The following is a 15782-nucleotide window of genomic DNA, read 5'->3' on the forward strand; positions in this document are numbered from 1 at the left end:
AAATTCGTTTTTTCGTAAAAAAGAATCATTAAAATGTGTTAAAACTTTAATAAGAAGGAAAAATCTTTCTTTGTGAAAGAAGGATGCCACAAAGGCACTAAGACGCTAAGTTTTTTGTTTTTTGTCATTTCTGACAAACAATACGTTTAATCATTTAATCTTAAAAAAACTTAGTGTCTTAGTGCCTTCGCGGCAAAAATATCATCGCTCATAAAATTCAATGGGCAACAAATCAGGATCAGCAATGAATGTAAAACGTTTTTGAGTAGTTTCATCAATTCGAATTGGTTCTGCTTCTATATTTTTTGTGTTTAAAAAAGCAACAGTTTCATCCAGATTAATCACTTCAAAAGCCAAATGGCGTAAACCAACAGCCTCCGGTCTTGAAGGGCGTTTTGGGGGATCTGGAAATGAAAATAATTCGATAATATAAGTGCCATTCAAAGCCAGATCTAATTTATAGGATTGCCGTTCTTCACGATAAATTTCTCTAATAATTGTCAGACCTAAAACTTCGGTATAAAAAGTTTTAGATTTTTGATAATCAGAGCATAAAATGGCAATGTGGTGAACTTTGTTTAAGGTAAGCATTATGTATTTGATTCAGGTTCCTGATTTAATTTTCTAATAATTTTTGCCGGATTTCCAACGGCTAGTGAGTTATCCGGAATGTCTTTTGTTACCACAGATCCTGCACCGATTACACATCCTTTTCCAATGGTAACTCCGGGACAAATAACAGAATTTCCGCCAATCCAGCAATCGTCTCCAATAGTTACAGGATAAGCATTTTCAAGTGATTTTCTCAATTCGGCGTCAAGCGGATGCGATGCCGTGTAAATTTGAACATTTGGTGCAATAAATACATTTGATCCTATATTTACAGGAGCACAATCCAAAACAACACAATTTACATTGAAATAAACGTTATCTCCACAAAAAATATTATATCCGTAATCACAATGAAAAGGCGGTTCTATATAAAAACCTTCTCCTGTATTAGGAATCAGTTCTTTTAATATTTCTTTCGCTTTTTTGGTTACCCTGTATTCTCTTACATTCAGAGTATGCAGAAGATTTTTTGCTGTTCTGCGGCCTTTTACTAATTCCGGGTCAAAAGCATTGTAATATTCGCCCGAGATCATTTTTTCTTTTTCTGTCATTATAAGGGTATAATATTTTAGTCCTGGCAATTTTCTGCAAAACTGCAGATGAATACTACGACGCTAATTTGGTAAAAAAGTTTTTTTTCTAAATACGATCAATTTGACATAAATCAAATCTTTTTCAGGAGCTAATCCCGCTATCCGTTTCAATCTTTTGCTCCATTTCATTACACAAAAGGATTTCCACTTCTATCGGGGCTAGGACACTCATTTTCAAAAGAATATTTTCGTTTATTTCGTCATTTCCAGAAACGAGAAGTTTTCGCAGGAAACTCCATAAAGAAGTATCGTCTGTGTTGATTAAAATGCATATTTCTATTTAAAGAAGCTTCTTCAAAATAACAATTTGTCCCAAATGATAAACGTCATGCTGAATAATTCCATGAATATCTTCATAAAAATTATGATTGTTATTTGGATCTATTTTATCAAAACCTGCATCATCAAAATCACTCAAAAAGGCACTCCACTGTTCCTGAGATTTTGCAAGACTTTGTAAAGATTGTTCCCAGGCTGGTTCCGATGAATCTAATATTGGAACAAAATAATTGTGATCCGGAGTTGTGATAATTTCTCCCTGAACACGTCTTAAAATATTTCTTCTCCATTGTATTAGGTGATTGACAATTTCCCAAATCGTATTTAGATTAGGATTTACTTTTTTAATAGCCTGTGCAGCTGTAAGATCTTTTAAAGTATCTGCTAATGTGACCTCAAGCCACGGATTTCCATTATAAATGGACTGATATAAATTTGAAACTCTTTTACTTTCTGACATGATTGATAGTTTTTAAACGTGAAAGCTAAGATACGAATAAGTAATTTACAACTCATCCTCAAAAATCTACAATTGGGTTATTTATTATTTTTTTAGTAAGAATGTTAAAATACATTTGCTTCATCAAAATCAAAAACCATGACAACCAAATTACTTTTTACAATTAGCATTTTATTTTTTACAACAATCATTTTTGCTCAAAATACCATTTCAGGAAAAGTGGTAGATGAAAAAGGAAAACCAGTTCCGGGAGCAAATATTTATATCGATGGAACTTACGATGGAGCAACAAGTTCTGAAACAGGAGAATTTTCTTTTGAAACAACTGCCGAAGGAAATCAATTTATAGTAGTGAGTTTTTTACTTTATGAAACATTCAAAAAAGAAATTGATGTTGCCAATTATAAAGATCAAACGGTAAAACTAAGAGAAAATGTAAACGCGCTTGATGCCGTTGTTATTACCGCGGGAACATTAGAATCTGGAGACAAAGCGAGAGTTTCTGTTTTAAAACCTTTGGATATTGTAACAACTGCTGGTTCTGCAGGAAATATTATTGCGGCTTTGCAAACATTGCCTGGAACACAAACTGTGGGCGAAGACGGACGTTTATTTGTTCGTGGAGGAGAAGCAAGCGAAACACAAACTTTTGTAGACGGACTTCGTGTAGCACAGCCTTATGGCGCAACAACAAACAATTTACCAACACGAAGCAGATTTTCTCCTTTCTTATTTAGCGGAATCGCATTTTCTACAGGAGGGTATTCTGCAGAATATGGTGAGGCTTTATCAAGTGTTTTATTATTGAATACACAAGATGAACCGGACCAAAATAAAACAGATATTGCTTTAATGACTGTAGGTTTGGGAGTTGGAAATACACAAAAATGGAAAAAAGTTCTTTTAGTATTAATACCAATTATATCAACTTAGCGCCTTATCAGGCAGTGATTCCGCAAAATGTAGACTGGAATAATCCGTATCAATCTCTAGGTGGAGAAGCTGTATATCGTTATCATTTTGAAAGAGGAATTTTTAAATTATACGCTGCTTTTGATTCAGAGAAATTCGATTTAAATCAAAAAAATGTAAACTTCACTGATCCGATAAGAACTGATTTGAACAATAATAATTTTTATTTAAACGGTTCTTACAAAGGAGATTTTGGAACTGGCTGGCAGCTTACAACCGGAATTAGTTACGGTTACAGCAAAAACAAAATCAAATACGATATAAATGATGTAGATACTAATGAAAATGCTGCGCAATTGAAATTAAAATTAAGAAAAAATATTTCGAACTATTTTAAATTGTCTTTTGGTGCAGATTATTTTATCACAAAATTCAATGAAAATTTCAAGGATAATGTTTCAATTGATGTTGCAAACGGTTACGATTCAAATATCGCTGCTTTTTATACCGAAGGAGATATTTTATTCTCAAAAAATCTGGCAATGAAAGTCGGTGCCAGACTTTCGAATAATAGTTTATTAGACGAAACCAATATTGCACCAAGAGCTTCTATTGCTTATAAAGTTTCTAAAACGAGTCAGTTTTCATTTGCTTATGGAGATTTCTCTCAAACACCGGTTGTAGATTATATCAAATATTCAAAATACCATCAGTTTGAAAGTGAAAAAGCACAACATTATATTTTAAATTACCAGTTTACAAGACCTGGACAAACTTTTAGAGCCGAAGCTTATTATAAAGATTACAGCAATTTGGTTCAATATGATACAAGAGATATTGCTTACAATTCAGTTTTTAATAATAACGGTTCAGGTTACGCAAAAGGATTGGATTTGTTTTGGAGAGACAGTAATTTATTAAAACATTTAGAATACTGGGTATCTTATTCTTATATCGATTCTGAAAGGCAATACAAGAATTTTCCAACGATGGCCACTCCAAATTTTGTTGCCAATCACAGTTTATCAATTGTAACAAAATATTTTATTACAGACTGGAAATCGCAAATAGGTTTTACAAACAGTTACAGTTCAGGTCGTCCTTATAATGATCCAAACCAAACGCAATTCATGAACGGAAAAACAAAATCATATAACAGTTTGAGTTTTAATTGGGCGTATTTATTGACAACACAAAAAATTCTTTATTTCTCAGTTTCAAACGTGTTAGGAACTCAAAACGTTTTTGGGTACGATTACGCCAAAACTCCAGACGCAAACGGAATCTACAACAGACAAGCCGTAACGCCAACCGCAGACAGATTCTTTTTCGTTGGTTTCTTTTGGACAATTAGTGATAATAAAAATGAGAATCAGTTGAAGAATCTTTAGGAAAGGTTCAAAGAGGCAAAGGTTCAGAGGTTCAGAGGTACAAATATTTTGGGCTGTTATATTTGAAAACCTATAAAAAACCTTTGAACCTTTGACACTCTGAACCTTTGTTCCTCAAAAAACAATTCAGTAACCAAAATCAACAACTCAGTATTATTTAATTTTAAATGAATAATAACCAAAGTACTTTTGAAGTATAAATTAACAATCAGAGTTTTAATCATCAAAATCAGAAGGCACTGAGTTGCTAAGAAACTAAGAAAAAAACTTAGAATCTCAGAACCTTAGTCCCGAAGCCTCGGGATAGTAACTTAAAAAAGAAAAACCATGACCAAAATTATCGCAATCACAATGTTATTTATCTGCAGTTTTATTTCTGCTCAAAATGTAAAACTAACTGTTTCTGTTTCAGGTTTAAAAAACAACACAGGAGTTGTTAAAGTAGGTTTGTACAACTCAGAAGGTACATTTCTTAAAACAGTATTTAAAAGCCTTTCTTCTGAAATTAAAAACGATAAAGCAGTTGTAACATTTGAAAATCTTCCGGCAGGAGAATATGCAATTTCAACGTATCACGATGAAAACAATAACGGAAAATTAGACAGAAATGCAATGGGAATACCTTCTGAAGATTATGCGGCTTCAAACAATGCTAAAGGATTTATGGGGCCTCCTTCCTATAATGATGCTAAATTTGTTATCAATAAAGATTCAAAAATTGAAATTACATTATAAATAAATACTAATCAATAAATTAATATAACCATTTAAATTACTTATAAAATGAAAAGAATAATCACCTTAACCGCATTATTTATAGTTGCAATAAGCACTGCACAAACACAATTTGAACAAGGAATGGGGAAAGCTTTCGGACTTTGGAAAGAAGGAAAAAATTCAGAAGCATCGGCTATGTTTGAAAGAATTGCGTCGGCAGAAAAAACAAGCTGGTTACCCAATTATTATGTTGCAATGGTAAATACGACAGCAGCATTTAGTGAAAAAGATCCAACTAAAATTGATTTGATGCTAACAAAAGCGCAAGATGCAATTGATGTTGAAATGATAAAAGATCAAAGCAATTCAGAATTATACGTGATTCAGGCTTTACTTTATACGGCTTATGTGGTTGCTGACCCAATGACAAATGCGCCAAAATATTCTTCTAAAATAATGGAAGCTTATGCAAAAGCAAAAACCTTGAATCCAAATAACCCAAGAGCAGTTTTTGGAGAAGCTGATTACCAGTTAGGCGGAGCAAAATGGACAGGAGTTGACACAAAACCGCTATGTGCGCAAGTTGATAAAGCTATCGAACTTTTTGCTACTTTTAAACCAGAAACACCTTTTTCTCCAAAATGGGGATTAGACAGAGCTTTGGAAACCCAAAAATCTTGTAAAAAATAATAATTAATAAAATAAAGTAATGTCTTTAAAACCAAATTTGTTTAAAGCGTTTTTAGTTGGCGGAGTTGTTTTTATATTCTCCTTTCTAATTCGTTTTGCTTCGATTGGAACCGAAGTTTTCAGCAAAGATTTATACATTTTTTTCTTGTATTGCATGTTATACAGCATTGTTTTATATGTTGTTAATGCCTCTTTATTTGTATATCTCGACAAAGTTTTTAAAGACGGGAGATTTTCAACAAAAAGAATTTTAATTGGATTTACAAGCTCCTTTTTCATTTCGCTCTTTGTCATTTTTTTATTGCGAATTTTTACGCAGGTTGTTATAGAAAAAAGACCGATAATTAGTTTTTTGGCAAATGAAAGAGCGGCTAGTTATATTGAATCTTCGGTTATAACGTTTATTATTTTACTGATATTTCATGCACTTCATTTTTATCGATTATATCAGGAAAATAAGGTAACGCAGCAAAAAATTATTGCAGGAACGGCAAATGCGAAATTCGAAAGTTTAAAAAATCAGATAGACCCGCATTTTCTTTTTAATAGTTTAAATGTATTAAGTTCTTTGATCGAAGAAAATCCGGATAATGCACAACGTTTTACCACTTCTTTATCTAAAATTTATCGCTACGTTTTGGAGCAAAAAGATAAAGAACTGGTTTCTGTTGAAGATGAATTATCGTTTGCAAAAACCTACATGAATTTGCTGAAAATGCGTTTCGAAAATAGTTTGTTTTACGAATTGCCAGCAACAACAGATATTAATCCCGATGCAAAAGTGGTTCCGTTATCGTTACAGCTTTTACTCGAAAACACGGTAAAACACAATATTGTTAGCGAGCAGAAACCGCTGCATATCAAAATTTTTGTTGACGGAGATTATTTAGCCATTCAAAATGTTTTTCAAAAGAAAGAAGTTTTGCAGGATAGACAAGGAGTTGGTTTGCAGAACATTGTAGATCGATACGGAATTATAACCAATAGAAAGGTTTTGATAGAACAAAACAAGGAAACTTTCACCGTTAAGATTCCAATTTTAACCAAACAAATTACAGTTATGGATGCAAGTGTAGATTATAATGATGAAAATAAAGCTTATTTCAGAGCTAAAAAAAGAGTTGAAGAACTGAAAGGTTTTTACGGAAACATACTTTCATATTGTTGTGTAATTCCATTTCTGGTCTTTATAAATTTAAAATTTTCACCAGGATTTCAATGGTTTTGGTTTTCGGCTTTAGGCTGGGGATTTGGAGTAGTAATGCATGCTTTTAAAGTTTTTGGTTATAGCTCTGATTGGGAAGAACGAAAAATTAGACAGATTCTGGAAAAAGAGAATAACAATCAAAAAAACTGGAAATAGTCATGGAAACAAATTCTGATATTGATCGTGAAAAATTTGATTTTCAAATCGCAAGTAAAAAAGTAATAAAACTAAAGTCATTTTATGTACATACGTTTATTTACATCACAGGATTAATTATTTTTATTTTAAAAGATTATTACGGATTTCCACTCAATTTCTTTCCGTTCAAATATCTTAATTACATTATAATGTTAATCTGGACTTGTGTATTTATAATTTCAGCAGTTGATATATTTGCTTATTATAAGATTTTTGGAGAGGAATGGGAGCAAAATAAAGTCAAAAATATTTTAGATAAAAGAAAAGAAAAACAAAAATGGGAGTAATCATGGAAATGAATTTTAGCGAAGAAGACAGATACTATCTTGCAAAAAAGAAAGTAGAAAGCATAAAAGGATTTTACGCAAATCTTACGTCATTTATTGGTGTGAATGTGATTTTAATTTTCATTAATTTATATACAACACCAGATCATTTGTGGTTTTACTGGCCGCTATTGTGGTGGGGATTAGGCGTACTTTTTCACGGATTAAAGGTTTTTGAAGTACTTCCGGTTTTAGGAAAAGACTGGGAAAAAAGAAAAATCAAAGAATTTATGGAAAAGGAAAAAGAGAACAAAAACAAGTGGAAATAATTTAATTTATAATATAATGGGAAGATTTAGAAGACGTATGTACGAAGAATATTCGCAAGAATTTTCAACAGATGAACGCTTTAATGAGGCGTACAGAAAAGTAAAAAGAATAAAAGGTTTTTATTCGCATTTAAGAATTTATATTATTGTAAACGCTATCATCATTGTTGCCAGTGTAAATGACGACTTTTTTTCAAAAGGAATTCTGGATAGCGGATTATTAGATTGGGAAACATATTCAACTGCTTTATTTTGGGGAATAGGTTTATTGGCTCACGGAGTCTCAGTTTTTGGAAGAGATGTGTTTTTTAGTGCTGATTGGGAGCAAAGAAAAATTGAGGAATATATGAAAAAGGAAGCTGCCAGTAATAAATGGGAATAATTGTAAATTTACTTTTTTAAATTTTGCTTTGTAATAAATGACAACACTAATAATAGAAGACGAAAAACCGGCTGCAAGGTTATTGCAACGAAAGTTAGAAAAGCTAAATATCGCTGTAGAAACCATGCTGCATTCTGTCGAAGAAGCAGTGAATTGGTTTTCGAATAATGAGCATCCGGATTTGATTTTTCTGGATATTCAATTGTCAGATGGTTTGTCGTTTGAAATTTTTGAAAAAGTGGAGATTAAAAGTGCTATCATTTTTACAACTGCTTATGATGAATATGCCTTAAAAGCTTTTAAACTCAACAGTATCGATTATCTTTTAAAACCCATTGACGAAGATGATCTTGACGTTGCGGTTGCTAAATTTAAAATGCGTTTGCCTAAAATAGAATCCGAACCCAAAAATCTTCAGCTGGATTTTGAGCAAATACGTCAAATGTTGTCTAATCCTTTTGAAAAGAGTTTTAAAAAGCGATTTACGGTTAAAATCGGGCAGCATTTAAAAGTAATTACCACAGATGAAATAGAATGTTTTTTTAGTGAAAACAAAGGAACTTATATTCATACTTTCGACAATCGCAACTATTTAGTCGATTCTACCTTAGAAATTTTAGAGCAGGAATTAGATATGAAGAATTTCTTTCGCGTAAGCAGAAAATTTATTGTTCCGCTTCCTGCAATCAAAGAAATTCAGGTGTACACCAATTCTCGTTTAAAAGTTATTTTACCAACCTATAAAGAAGATGAGGTTATTGTAAGCCGCGAAAAAGTGGGAGATTTCAAGAATTGGTTAGGGTAAAATTAATTCATAAATAACAATATAAAGCATTCCTACGGAATTCATCTCAATAGTAAAGAGCCATCGGCTCGATCTATTTTGTAGGGCCGGATTTCAATCCGGTTTAAAATATAGAATTCAGCAAATCAAAGCATAAAGAAATCCTTCAAATGAAGGATTTTTTTATGTTTTGAAATTTATTATTTACTTAATCGGTGTAATGTAAATGTCATAGCACTTAAAAGGAAAAATGCCATTATTTGATGAATTAATCCTAATGCCAATGGCACACTATATAAAAGTGTAAATACCCCAAGTAAAAATTGAATAAAAACGAAAACTACTAAAGTTTTGATTCCGTTTTTTTGTGTTTGGCTAAGTGAAAATTTACTGCTTTTGTAAGCAAGAAAAAGAATCAGAGCCACAACAACATAAGCAAAAGTTCTGTGTACAAACTGAACACCGCTTTTACCTTCAATTAAGTTTTTTACCAAAGTCGATTGTTCAATAAAAACTGAATCATGTATAAATTGACCATCGCTCATTAAAGGCCAGTGATTGTGAATTAATCCTGCATTTAATCCTGCCACAAAACCACCGTAAATAATCTGAATTAATAAAGCAACAAGAGCATATCTCGCAATATTTCGAAGCGGAATGATTTTATTGATGTCTCTCTTAGGATAAATCAAATCTAGCGCAACCCATAAAGTATAAGCAAAAGTGATAAAAGCAAAAGTAAGGTGTAATGAAAGTCTAAAATGGCTAACATCCGGATTATCAATTAATCCGCTGCGAACCATAAACCATCCTAAAAATCCTTGGAAACCGCCCATTGCCAAAAGAACAATGCATTTTTTAATAGTTTCGCGATCCAATTTTTTTCTAATTAAGAAATAAACAAAAGGTACAAAGAAAACAAGCCCAATAATTCTTCCAATAAAACGGTGAAACCATTCCCAGAAATAAATAAATTTATAATCGGCTAATTGAAAATCATTGTGAATATTGATTTTTTGATACTCAGGAAATTTCTTGTATTGTTCGAAAGCTTCATTCCATTTTGCTTCTGTTAAAGGCGGAAAAGTATCGGTTACCAAATGCCAGTCGGTCATTGATAAACCTGAATTTGTTAAGCGGGTAATTCCTCCCACGACAACCATTAAAAATAATAAAACACAACCCGATAGTAACCAAATGATTACTGATTTATTCTCTTTTTTCATTCTATTCCAATTAATTCTATTTCGCTTGTTTTCGTATTTTCTTTTAAGGAAATCTTTTTTAAATAATATTTTAATAAAATTAAGTTTGCTGTAGTATTTAATATACTGACCACAATAACTGTTATAATTCTGTCTGTGTAACTTTCCTCATCAATTTCTAGTTTAAATAAATCAACTAAAACAGAAGATTTAAAAATGATATAGAAAAATATTGTTACAAAAACAGAAATAATGCACATTAAAGAAAATATTAATTTGTATTTGAAACGTGTGATTTTATTTCGTTTTAATCCCTTTATAAAAAGAATATTTGATATTAGAAATATCAATATAAAAATGAATAAAAAAACACCTCCTAAAGCATCCATTATTTCTTAGCAATTAAATTTAATTTCTCCGCTCTTTTAATTATAAAATCATAAGCCGCTTGATATTCATTTGGAATATCGCCTTCTAAAATGGCTTCTTTTACGGCTTCTTTTAATACCCCGATTTCACGTGAAGGTTTTAAGTCAAACATTTCCATAATTTCTTCACCGGAAATTGGTGGTTGAAAATTACGCACATGATCGCGTTCCTCAACTTCAACAATTTTCTTGCGAACGATTTCAAAGTTTTTATGATACTTTTTAAATTTCGACGGATTTTTGGTTGTAATATCCGCTTCACACAACGTCATTAAATCTTCGACATCTTCTCCGGCATCAAAAACCAAACGACGCACTGCGCTGTCTGTTACAATATCCTGCGCTAAAACAATAGGACGTGAACTCATAATAACCATTTTTTGCACAAATTTCATTTTGTGATTCAATGGCATGTGCAGGCGTTCGAATATTTTTTTTGCCATTTTTCCACCCAAAAATTCATGTCCGTGAAAAGTCCAGCCTTGTTTTTTATTGAAACGTTTTGTTGGCGCTTTTCCAATATCATGCAATAGAGCCGACCAGCGCAACCAAACATCATCTGTATTTGGGCAAATATTATCGACAACTTCTAAAGTATGATAAAAGTTGTTTTTATGTGTATGACCTTCAATTTCTTCAACCTGATTTAATGCCGTTAATTCAGGTAAAATAATATCTAAAAGTCCGGTTTGATATAAAAGTAAAAATCCAATAGACGGTTTTGGCGTAGATAAAATTTTGTTTAATTCGTCTACAATTCTTTCACCGGAAATAATTTTAATACGATCTGCATTTTTCGTAATCGCATTCAATGAATTTTCTTCTATTTCGAAATTTAACTGTGTTGCAAAACGAATCGCCCGAAGCATTCGCAACGGATCATCAGAGTAAGTAATATCTGGGTTTAAAGGTGTTTTGATTGTTTTGTTTTCCAAATCAGCCAAACCATTAAAAGGATCAGAAAGATCTCCGAAAGTTTTTTCGTTTAAAGATAAAGCCAAAGCGTTAATGGTAAAATCACGACGATTTTGATCATCTTCCAACGTTCCGTTTTCAACAATCGGATTTCGGCTATCAAAATTATAAGATTCTTTTCGGGCGCCAACAAATTCAATATCAGTGTCTTCAAATCGGAGCATTGCCGTTCCGTAAGTTTTAAAAACCTGAACTTTTGGTTTTTTTGGAAGCAATTCAGAAACCTTCAAAGCCAATTCAATTCCGCTGCCAACAGCAACCACATCAATGTCTTTTTTAGAACCTCGATTTAAAAGCAAATCCCTGACAAAACCGCCAATAACATAACTGTCAACGTTGAGTTCCTGAGATGCTTTCGAAATAACTTCGAAGATTTTATGTTGTAAAGCTGTTTTATAATTTGTTTGTATAGCCACGAATTCAGTAATTTTTAATATTACATTTCTATTCTTGAAGAGAATGAAAGGTCTGCAAATTTACAACATAGAAAATGCCTATTATAATGTAAAGGCCACTTTTTTATAGAAATTCACAATTTGACGTTTAGAATTTAGTGTATTAGAAAAAGGTTGCCACGAATTTCACGAATTTCCACGAATCACATTGGAATTCAAAAAAAGAATTGGTGAAAATTAGTGTAATTCGTGGCAAAAAAATAGTAGCGTAATTGTGCTTATAGGACTATTGAACAAATCAATATTTATCTCTTATTTTTAAAATTTCAATTTGTATTTTTGATTTTATAAAATCGCACAAATGAAAATTGTTATATCGCCGGCTAAATCTTTAAATTTTGAAAAAGAATTACCTACTTCTCAATATACAGAACCCGCTTTTTTAAAAGAAGCACGTCAGGTCCATAAAGTATTAAAACCAAAGAAACCTGCTGAATTATCTGAACTAATGTCAATTTCAGAGAAATTATCTGATTTAAACTGGGAACGAAATCAAAAATGGAAAACACCTTTTTCTCCAGAAAATGCCCGTCCGGCAGTTTATACTTTTGATGGAGATGTTTATACAGGTTTAGATGCGTATACAATTCCGTTAGATAAAATTGATGTTTTGCAGAATAAACTTCGAATTTTATCAGGACTTTACGGAATCTTAAAACCACTTGATTTAATGCAGGCCTACCGTTTAGAAATGGGAACAAAATTACCCGTTGGCGAATATAAAAATCTTCATGAATTTTGGAAACCAACAGTTACTGCGGCTTTAAATAAAGAATTAAAAAAAGGAGAATTATTTGTGAATTTAGCGAGTAATGAATATTTTTCGGCAGTTGATGTTAAGGTACTAAAAGTTCCAATAATTACGCCAGACTTCAAAGATTACAAAGACGGAAAATTGAAGATGATTAGTTTCTTTGCCAAAAAGGCGAGGGGAATGATGGTACGTTATATTATCGACACCAATGCAGAAACTATTGAAGATTTAAAGGGTTTCAATTATGATGGATATGGTTTTGATGCCAATCTTTCTAAAGGAAACAATCTGGTTTTTACGAGATAATTTTTTTTGAGGTTCAAAGGCTCAAAGAGACAAAGGTTCAGAGGTTTTTCTAGAGAATTGTAGACTAGAATTCATATTCAAAATTATAAAAATAAAAAAGCCGGGTTAAATTAATAACTCGGCTTTTTCGTATTATAAATCAATTATTATAATTATTATTAATGCATTGCATCAGCAGGATTAATCTTGTTCTTTCCTTTTTTAATTAAAAGGATAATCGGTATACAACATAAAAACATGATTCCTAAGTACATAAATATATCCATGTATGACATAACTGTACTTTGTTTCATTACTGAAAATTCTAGAGCCTGGTATGCTTTTTTAAGCGCTACGTCAGCACTATAGCCTTTAGCTTCAAAAGCTCTTTGCATTCCCAGAATACGTTGTTGAACCTGGTAATCTGCAGGATCTAAATTTGTTAGCAAATTTACTCGGTGTTCCTGGCTAAAACGGGTAATAAAAGTGGTAATAATAGCAATACCAAATGACCCTCCTAATTGACGCATCATTCCGGTAAAAGCAGCTCCTTCACCAATATGTTTTCCCTTTAGTGTAGAAAGTGAAAGCGTTGTAATAGGTACAAAAAGTAATCCTAAACCAATTCCTCTTAAAATTAAAGGCCAGTACATATGTTCTACACCAGTATCAGGTGTCATTCTTGTCTGCATCATAAAGGTAAAGAAGAAGAAAACTAAAAATCCTACTCCAACCATATAACCCTGAGGTACACCTTTTTGAATCATGTTTCCAACAAAAGGCATCATAATCGCGGTTGTAATCGAACCCGGAATCAATAATAACCCTGCGTCTGTCGCTGTCCATCCTAAAATAGATTGCGTATAAATCGGGATAATTAAAGTCGAGCCATATAATCCGAAACCAAGAATAAAACACATTACGGTTCCAATTCTTAAATTTCCATCTTTTAAAACACTCAAATTTACAATCGGGTGTTTATAAGTAAGTTCTCGCCATATAAACAAGATTAAACCAAGAACTGTTACAACGCTTAAGGTTACAATTAACGAATCGTTAAACCAGTCATCTTGTTGTCCGTGTTCTAATACAAATTGTAGTGATCCAATAAATGAAGCTAACAATATAATTCCCCACCAGTCAACCTGATTTGCTTTTAATTTTTCTCCATATTTCGGACTTCTAACAAAAGTCAAAGCCAAAATAGTTGCTATAATTCCTAATGGAATATTGATGTAAAATATATAAGGCCATGAATAATTATCTACTAAATAACCTCCCAAAGGCGGCCCTAATGTTGGACCAACAATTACACCCATTCCGTAAATAGCCTGTGCCATACCACGTTTTGCAACCGGATAACTTTCTGTAATAATAGTTTGGGCTGTTACCAATAAAGCTCCGCCACCCATACCTTGCACAAACCTGAAAGCAACCAATTCCCAAATATTACTGGCGTTACCACACAAAAAAGAGCAGACTGTAAATATTATGATAGAAGCCACAAAATAATTACGTCTTCCAAATTGCTGCGATAGCCAGCTCGTCATCGGTATTACGATAACATTCGCAATTGCGTATGCCGTAATTACCCAAGCCACATCTGTCAAAGTAGCACCAAGGCTGCCTCGCATGTCTGTTAGCGCTACGTTTACAATCGTCGTGTCAACAATTTCCAACAGTGCACAAAGTACTGCAGTAATCGTAATGATCACACGTCTGTATCCGTATTCTACTAAATCGTCGTCTGCTTGTACTGCTGTTGCCATATTTTATTTTAAATGTACATCTACGTCAACATTCATCCCCGGACGTAATAATTTTACTTTTTCTGGATCGTTTGATTCGTCTAAACTAATTTTCACCGGTAATCTCTGAATCGTTTTTACGAAGTTACCTGTCGCGTTATCAGGAGGTAATAATGAAAAACGTGATCCTGTAGCAGGCGAAAATGATGTTAAAGTACCTTTGAATTCATAATTTGGATATGCATCTACTTTTAAACTTACTTTTTGTCCCACAATCATTTTGTTTAATTGTGTTTCTTTGAAATTGGCAACAACCCAGGCTTCAGTATTATTAATGATATAAAATAAAGATTGTCCTGGCTGAACCAATTGTCCCGGCTGAATATCTACTTTAGAAACCTGACCGTCAATTGCTGCAGTTACAACAGTATAAGTAAGATTTAATTTTGCAACATCAAGCATAGTTTTAGCTCTTTTGATGTTTGCTGATGCAACTTCTGTTTGTTTATCAGAAACTTTCGATTTTGACTGAATTACAGATTTTTGGTAAGAAGAAGCTCTTTGTTGTTGTTCTAAAACTCGAACTTGGTTTTCAGCTTCGTCTTTTGCAGCCTGAGCTTGTTCAAATTGTTGTTTTGTAATAGTATGCGTTTTATACAAATTGTTATAACGGTTGAAATCGTTTGTCAATTGTCTCAATCTGATTTTTGCACTTTCTATAGAACCGCCTGCAGATCTCATTTGCGCATCAGAAACCGAGATGCTTGCGTAAGCACTTCCAATATCTGCTTTTGCAGCTTCGTATTGCCCTTCAGCACCTAATAAGGCAGCATTTGCTTCATCAATCTTCAATTGGTAATCTCTTTTATCGATAGTAAATAAAGTATCTCCTTTTTTTACAAAATCATTATCTTTTACATACACTTTGCTGATATATCCTGAAACTCTCGGGATAATCGGATTCATTTTTTCTCGATCTGAGCATCATCCGTTTCTTCGTGTGCTAGTGAATGCATGTATTTTGTTATTCCGTAAGTTCCGCCCACTAAAATCAATACGGTTAGTATAATGATGAATTTAGTATTTGTTTTTTTCTTTTCCATGAGAGCTAT

Annotated in this window: 15 protein-coding genes and 2 pseudogenes; 9 read left to right on the forward strand and 8 right to left on the reverse strand. The window is 32.6% G+C overall.

Annotated elements, in window-relative coordinates; genetic code table 11:
- Positions 1–201 precede the first annotated feature (201 nt).
- The 3 genes from gloA2 to ACZZZT_RS09275 form a co-directional block, all read right to left on the reverse strand.
- Complete coding sequence (gene gloA2 / locus ACZZZT_RS09265; protein ID WP_302097167.1) at positions 202–591, reverse strand: SMU1112c/YaeR family gloxylase I-like metalloprotein; 390 nt, start codon at positions 589–591, stop codon at positions 202–204.
- Positions 591–1166, reverse strand: a complete 576-nt coding sequence (locus tag ACZZZT_RS09270) for a sugar O-acetyltransferase (protein ID WP_463462405.1) — start codon at positions 1164–1166, stop codon at positions 591–593. Before ACZZZT_RS09270 ends, gloA2 begins: the two co-directional genes overlap by 1 nt.
- A 319-nt stretch (positions 1167–1485) precedes the next feature.
- A complete protein-coding gene (locus tag ACZZZT_RS09275) occupies positions 1486–1944 on the reverse strand; it encodes a DinB family protein (RefSeq protein ID WP_042564665.1) in 459 nt (152 codons plus the stop codon).
- A gap of 138 nt (positions 1945–2082) precedes the next feature.
- Here ACZZZT_RS09275 and ACZZZT_RS09280 point away from each other — a divergent pair.
- From ACZZZT_RS09280 to ACZZZT_RS09290, 3 genes and pseudogenes are all read left to right on the forward strand, one after another.
- Positions 2083–4247: pseudogene (locus ACZZZT_RS09280) on the forward strand (TonB-dependent receptor).
- A 327-nt stretch (positions 4248–4574) separates the two neighbouring features.
- Positions 4575–4982, forward strand: coding sequence for a DUF2141 domain-containing protein (locus ACZZZT_RS09285; protein ID WP_117614809.1), 408 nt, complete (start codon positions 4575–4577; stop codon positions 4980–4982).
- A 48-nt stretch (positions 4983–5030) separates the two neighbouring features.
- Positions 5031–5654, forward strand: coding sequence for a hypothetical protein (locus ACZZZT_RS09290; RefSeq protein WP_042564663.1), 624 nt, complete (start codon positions 5031–5033; stop codon positions 5652–5654).
- Between the two features lie 3 nt (positions 5655–5657).
- On the opposite strand, the gene ACZZZT_RS09295 is transcribed toward ACZZZT_RS09290, so the two are convergent.
- Entirely contained in the window at positions 5658–5948 is a 291-nt protein-coding gene (locus tag ACZZZT_RS09295) for a hypothetical protein (RefSeq protein WP_394332802.1), read from the reverse strand.
- On the opposite strand from ACZZZT_RS09295, the gene ACZZZT_RS09300 reads away from it, so the two are divergent.
- From ACZZZT_RS09300 to ACZZZT_RS09320, 5 genes are read left to right on the forward strand one after another with little or no spacing between them, the layout of a single operon-like run.
- Positions 5908–7017, forward strand: a complete 1110-nt coding sequence (locus ACZZZT_RS09300) for a histidine kinase (RefSeq protein WP_463462406.1) — start codon at positions 5908–5910, stop codon at positions 7015–7017. The two genes, ACZZZT_RS09295 and ACZZZT_RS09300, sit on opposite strands and share 41 nt — an antisense overlap.
- A gap of 2 nt (positions 7018–7019) precedes the next feature.
- Positions 7020–7346, forward strand: coding sequence for a 2TM domain-containing protein (locus ACZZZT_RS09305; protein WP_042564661.1), 327 nt, complete (start codon positions 7020–7022; stop codon positions 7344–7346).
- Complete coding sequence (locus ACZZZT_RS09310) at positions 7337–7654, forward strand: 2TM domain-containing protein (protein WP_082036945.1); 318 nt, start codon at positions 7337–7339, stop codon at positions 7652–7654. Before ACZZZT_RS09305 ends, ACZZZT_RS09310 begins: the two co-directional genes overlap by 10 nt.
- 16 nt (positions 7655–7670) lie before the next feature.
- The gene (locus ACZZZT_RS09315) at positions 7671–8036 is read left to right on the forward strand and encodes a 2TM domain-containing protein (RefSeq protein WP_463460148.1); all 366 of its coding nucleotides are present in this window, start codon (positions 7671–7673) and stop codon (positions 8034–8036) included.
- 37 nt (positions 8037–8073) lie between these two features.
- Entirely contained in the window at positions 8074–8841 is a 768-nt protein-coding gene (locus ACZZZT_RS09320) for a LytR/AlgR family response regulator transcription factor (protein ID WP_463460149.1), read from the forward strand.
- Between the two features lie 179 nt (positions 8842–9020).
- Here the strand turns inward: ACZZZT_RS09320 and ACZZZT_RS09325 are convergent, their stop codons facing one another.
- Both ACZZZT_RS09325 and ACZZZT_RS09330 read right to left on the reverse strand, forming a co-directional pair.
- The gene (locus tag ACZZZT_RS09325; protein ID WP_463460150.1) at positions 9021–10046 is read right to left on the reverse strand and encodes a COX15/CtaA family protein; all 1026 of its coding nucleotides are present in this window, start codon (positions 10044–10046) and stop codon (positions 9021–9023) included.
- Between the two features lie 367 nt (positions 10047–10413).
- The gene (locus ACZZZT_RS09330; RefSeq protein ID WP_463460151.1) at positions 10414–11844 is read right to left on the reverse strand and encodes a CCA tRNA nucleotidyltransferase; all 1431 of its coding nucleotides are present in this window, start codon (positions 11842–11844) and stop codon (positions 10414–10416) included.
- Between the two features lie 340 nt (positions 11845–12184).
- On the opposite strand from ACZZZT_RS09330, the gene yaaA reads away from it, so the two are divergent.
- The gene (gene yaaA, locus ACZZZT_RS09335) at positions 12185–12943 is read left to right on the forward strand and encodes a peroxide stress protein YaaA (protein ID WP_463460152.1); all 759 of its coding nucleotides are present in this window, start codon (positions 12185–12187) and stop codon (positions 12941–12943) included.
- Between the two features lie 158 nt (positions 12944–13101).
- On the opposite strand, the gene ACZZZT_RS09340 is transcribed toward yaaA, so the two are convergent.
- A complete protein-coding gene (locus ACZZZT_RS09340) occupies positions 13102–14691 on the reverse strand; it encodes an MDR family MFS transporter (RefSeq protein ID WP_073395356.1) in 1590 nt (529 codons plus the stop codon).
- Between the two features lie 3 nt (positions 14692–14694).
- Positions 14695–15773, reverse strand: a pseudogene (locus tag ACZZZT_RS09345) (HlyD family secretion protein).
- Positions 15774–15782 lie beyond the last annotated feature (9 nt).

The sequence above is a fragment of the Flavobacterium sp. AC274 genome, assembly GCF_979258275.1.

Excerpts from the sequence above, each read along its gene's own strand:
- gloA2 (WP_302097167.1), bottom strand. The coding sequence starts at position 591 with ATGCTTACCTTAAACAAAGTTCACCACATTGCCATTTTATGCTCTGAT.
- ACZZZT_RS09275 (WP_042564665.1), bottom strand. The coding sequence starts at position 1,944 with ATGTCAGAAAGTAAAAGAGTTTCAAATTTATATCAGTCCATTTATAAT.
- ACZZZT_RS09285 (WP_117614809.1), top strand. The coding sequence starts at position 4,575 with ATGACCAAAATTATCGCAATCACAATGTTATTTATCTGCAGTTTTATT.
- ACZZZT_RS09290 (WP_042564663.1), top strand. The coding sequence starts at position 5,031 with ATGAAAAGAATAATCACCTTAACCGCATTATTTATAGTTGCAATAAGC.
- ACZZZT_RS09295 (WP_394332802.1), bottom strand. The coding sequence starts at position 5,948 with ATGACAAAGAGCGAAATGAAAAAGGAGCTTGTAAATCCAATTAAAATT.
- ACZZZT_RS09305 (WP_042564661.1), top strand. The coding sequence starts at position 7,020 with ATGGAAACAAATTCTGATATTGATCGTGAAAAATTTGATTTTCAAATC.
- ACZZZT_RS09310 (WP_082036945.1), top strand. The coding sequence starts at position 7,337 with ATGGGAGTAATCATGGAAATGAATTTTAGCGAAGAAGACAGATACTAT.
- ACZZZT_RS09315 (WP_463460148.1), top strand. The coding sequence starts at position 7,671 with ATGGGAAGATTTAGAAGACGTATGTACGAAGAATATTCGCAAGAATTT.
- ACZZZT_RS09320 (WP_463460149.1), top strand. The coding sequence starts at position 8,074 with ATGACAACACTAATAATAGAAGACGAAAAACCGGCTGCAAGGTTATTG.
- ACZZZT_RS09325 (WP_463460150.1), bottom strand. The coding sequence starts at position 10,046 with ATGAAAAAAGAGAATAAATCAGTAATCATTTGGTTACTATCGGGTTGT.
- yaaA (WP_463460152.1), top strand. The coding sequence starts at position 12,185 with ATGAAAATTGTTATATCGCCGGCTAAATCTTTAAATTTTGAAAAAGAA.
- ACZZZT_RS09340 (WP_073395356.1), bottom strand. The coding sequence starts at position 14,691 with ATGGCAACAGCAGTACAAGCAGACGACGATTTAGTAGAATACGGATAC.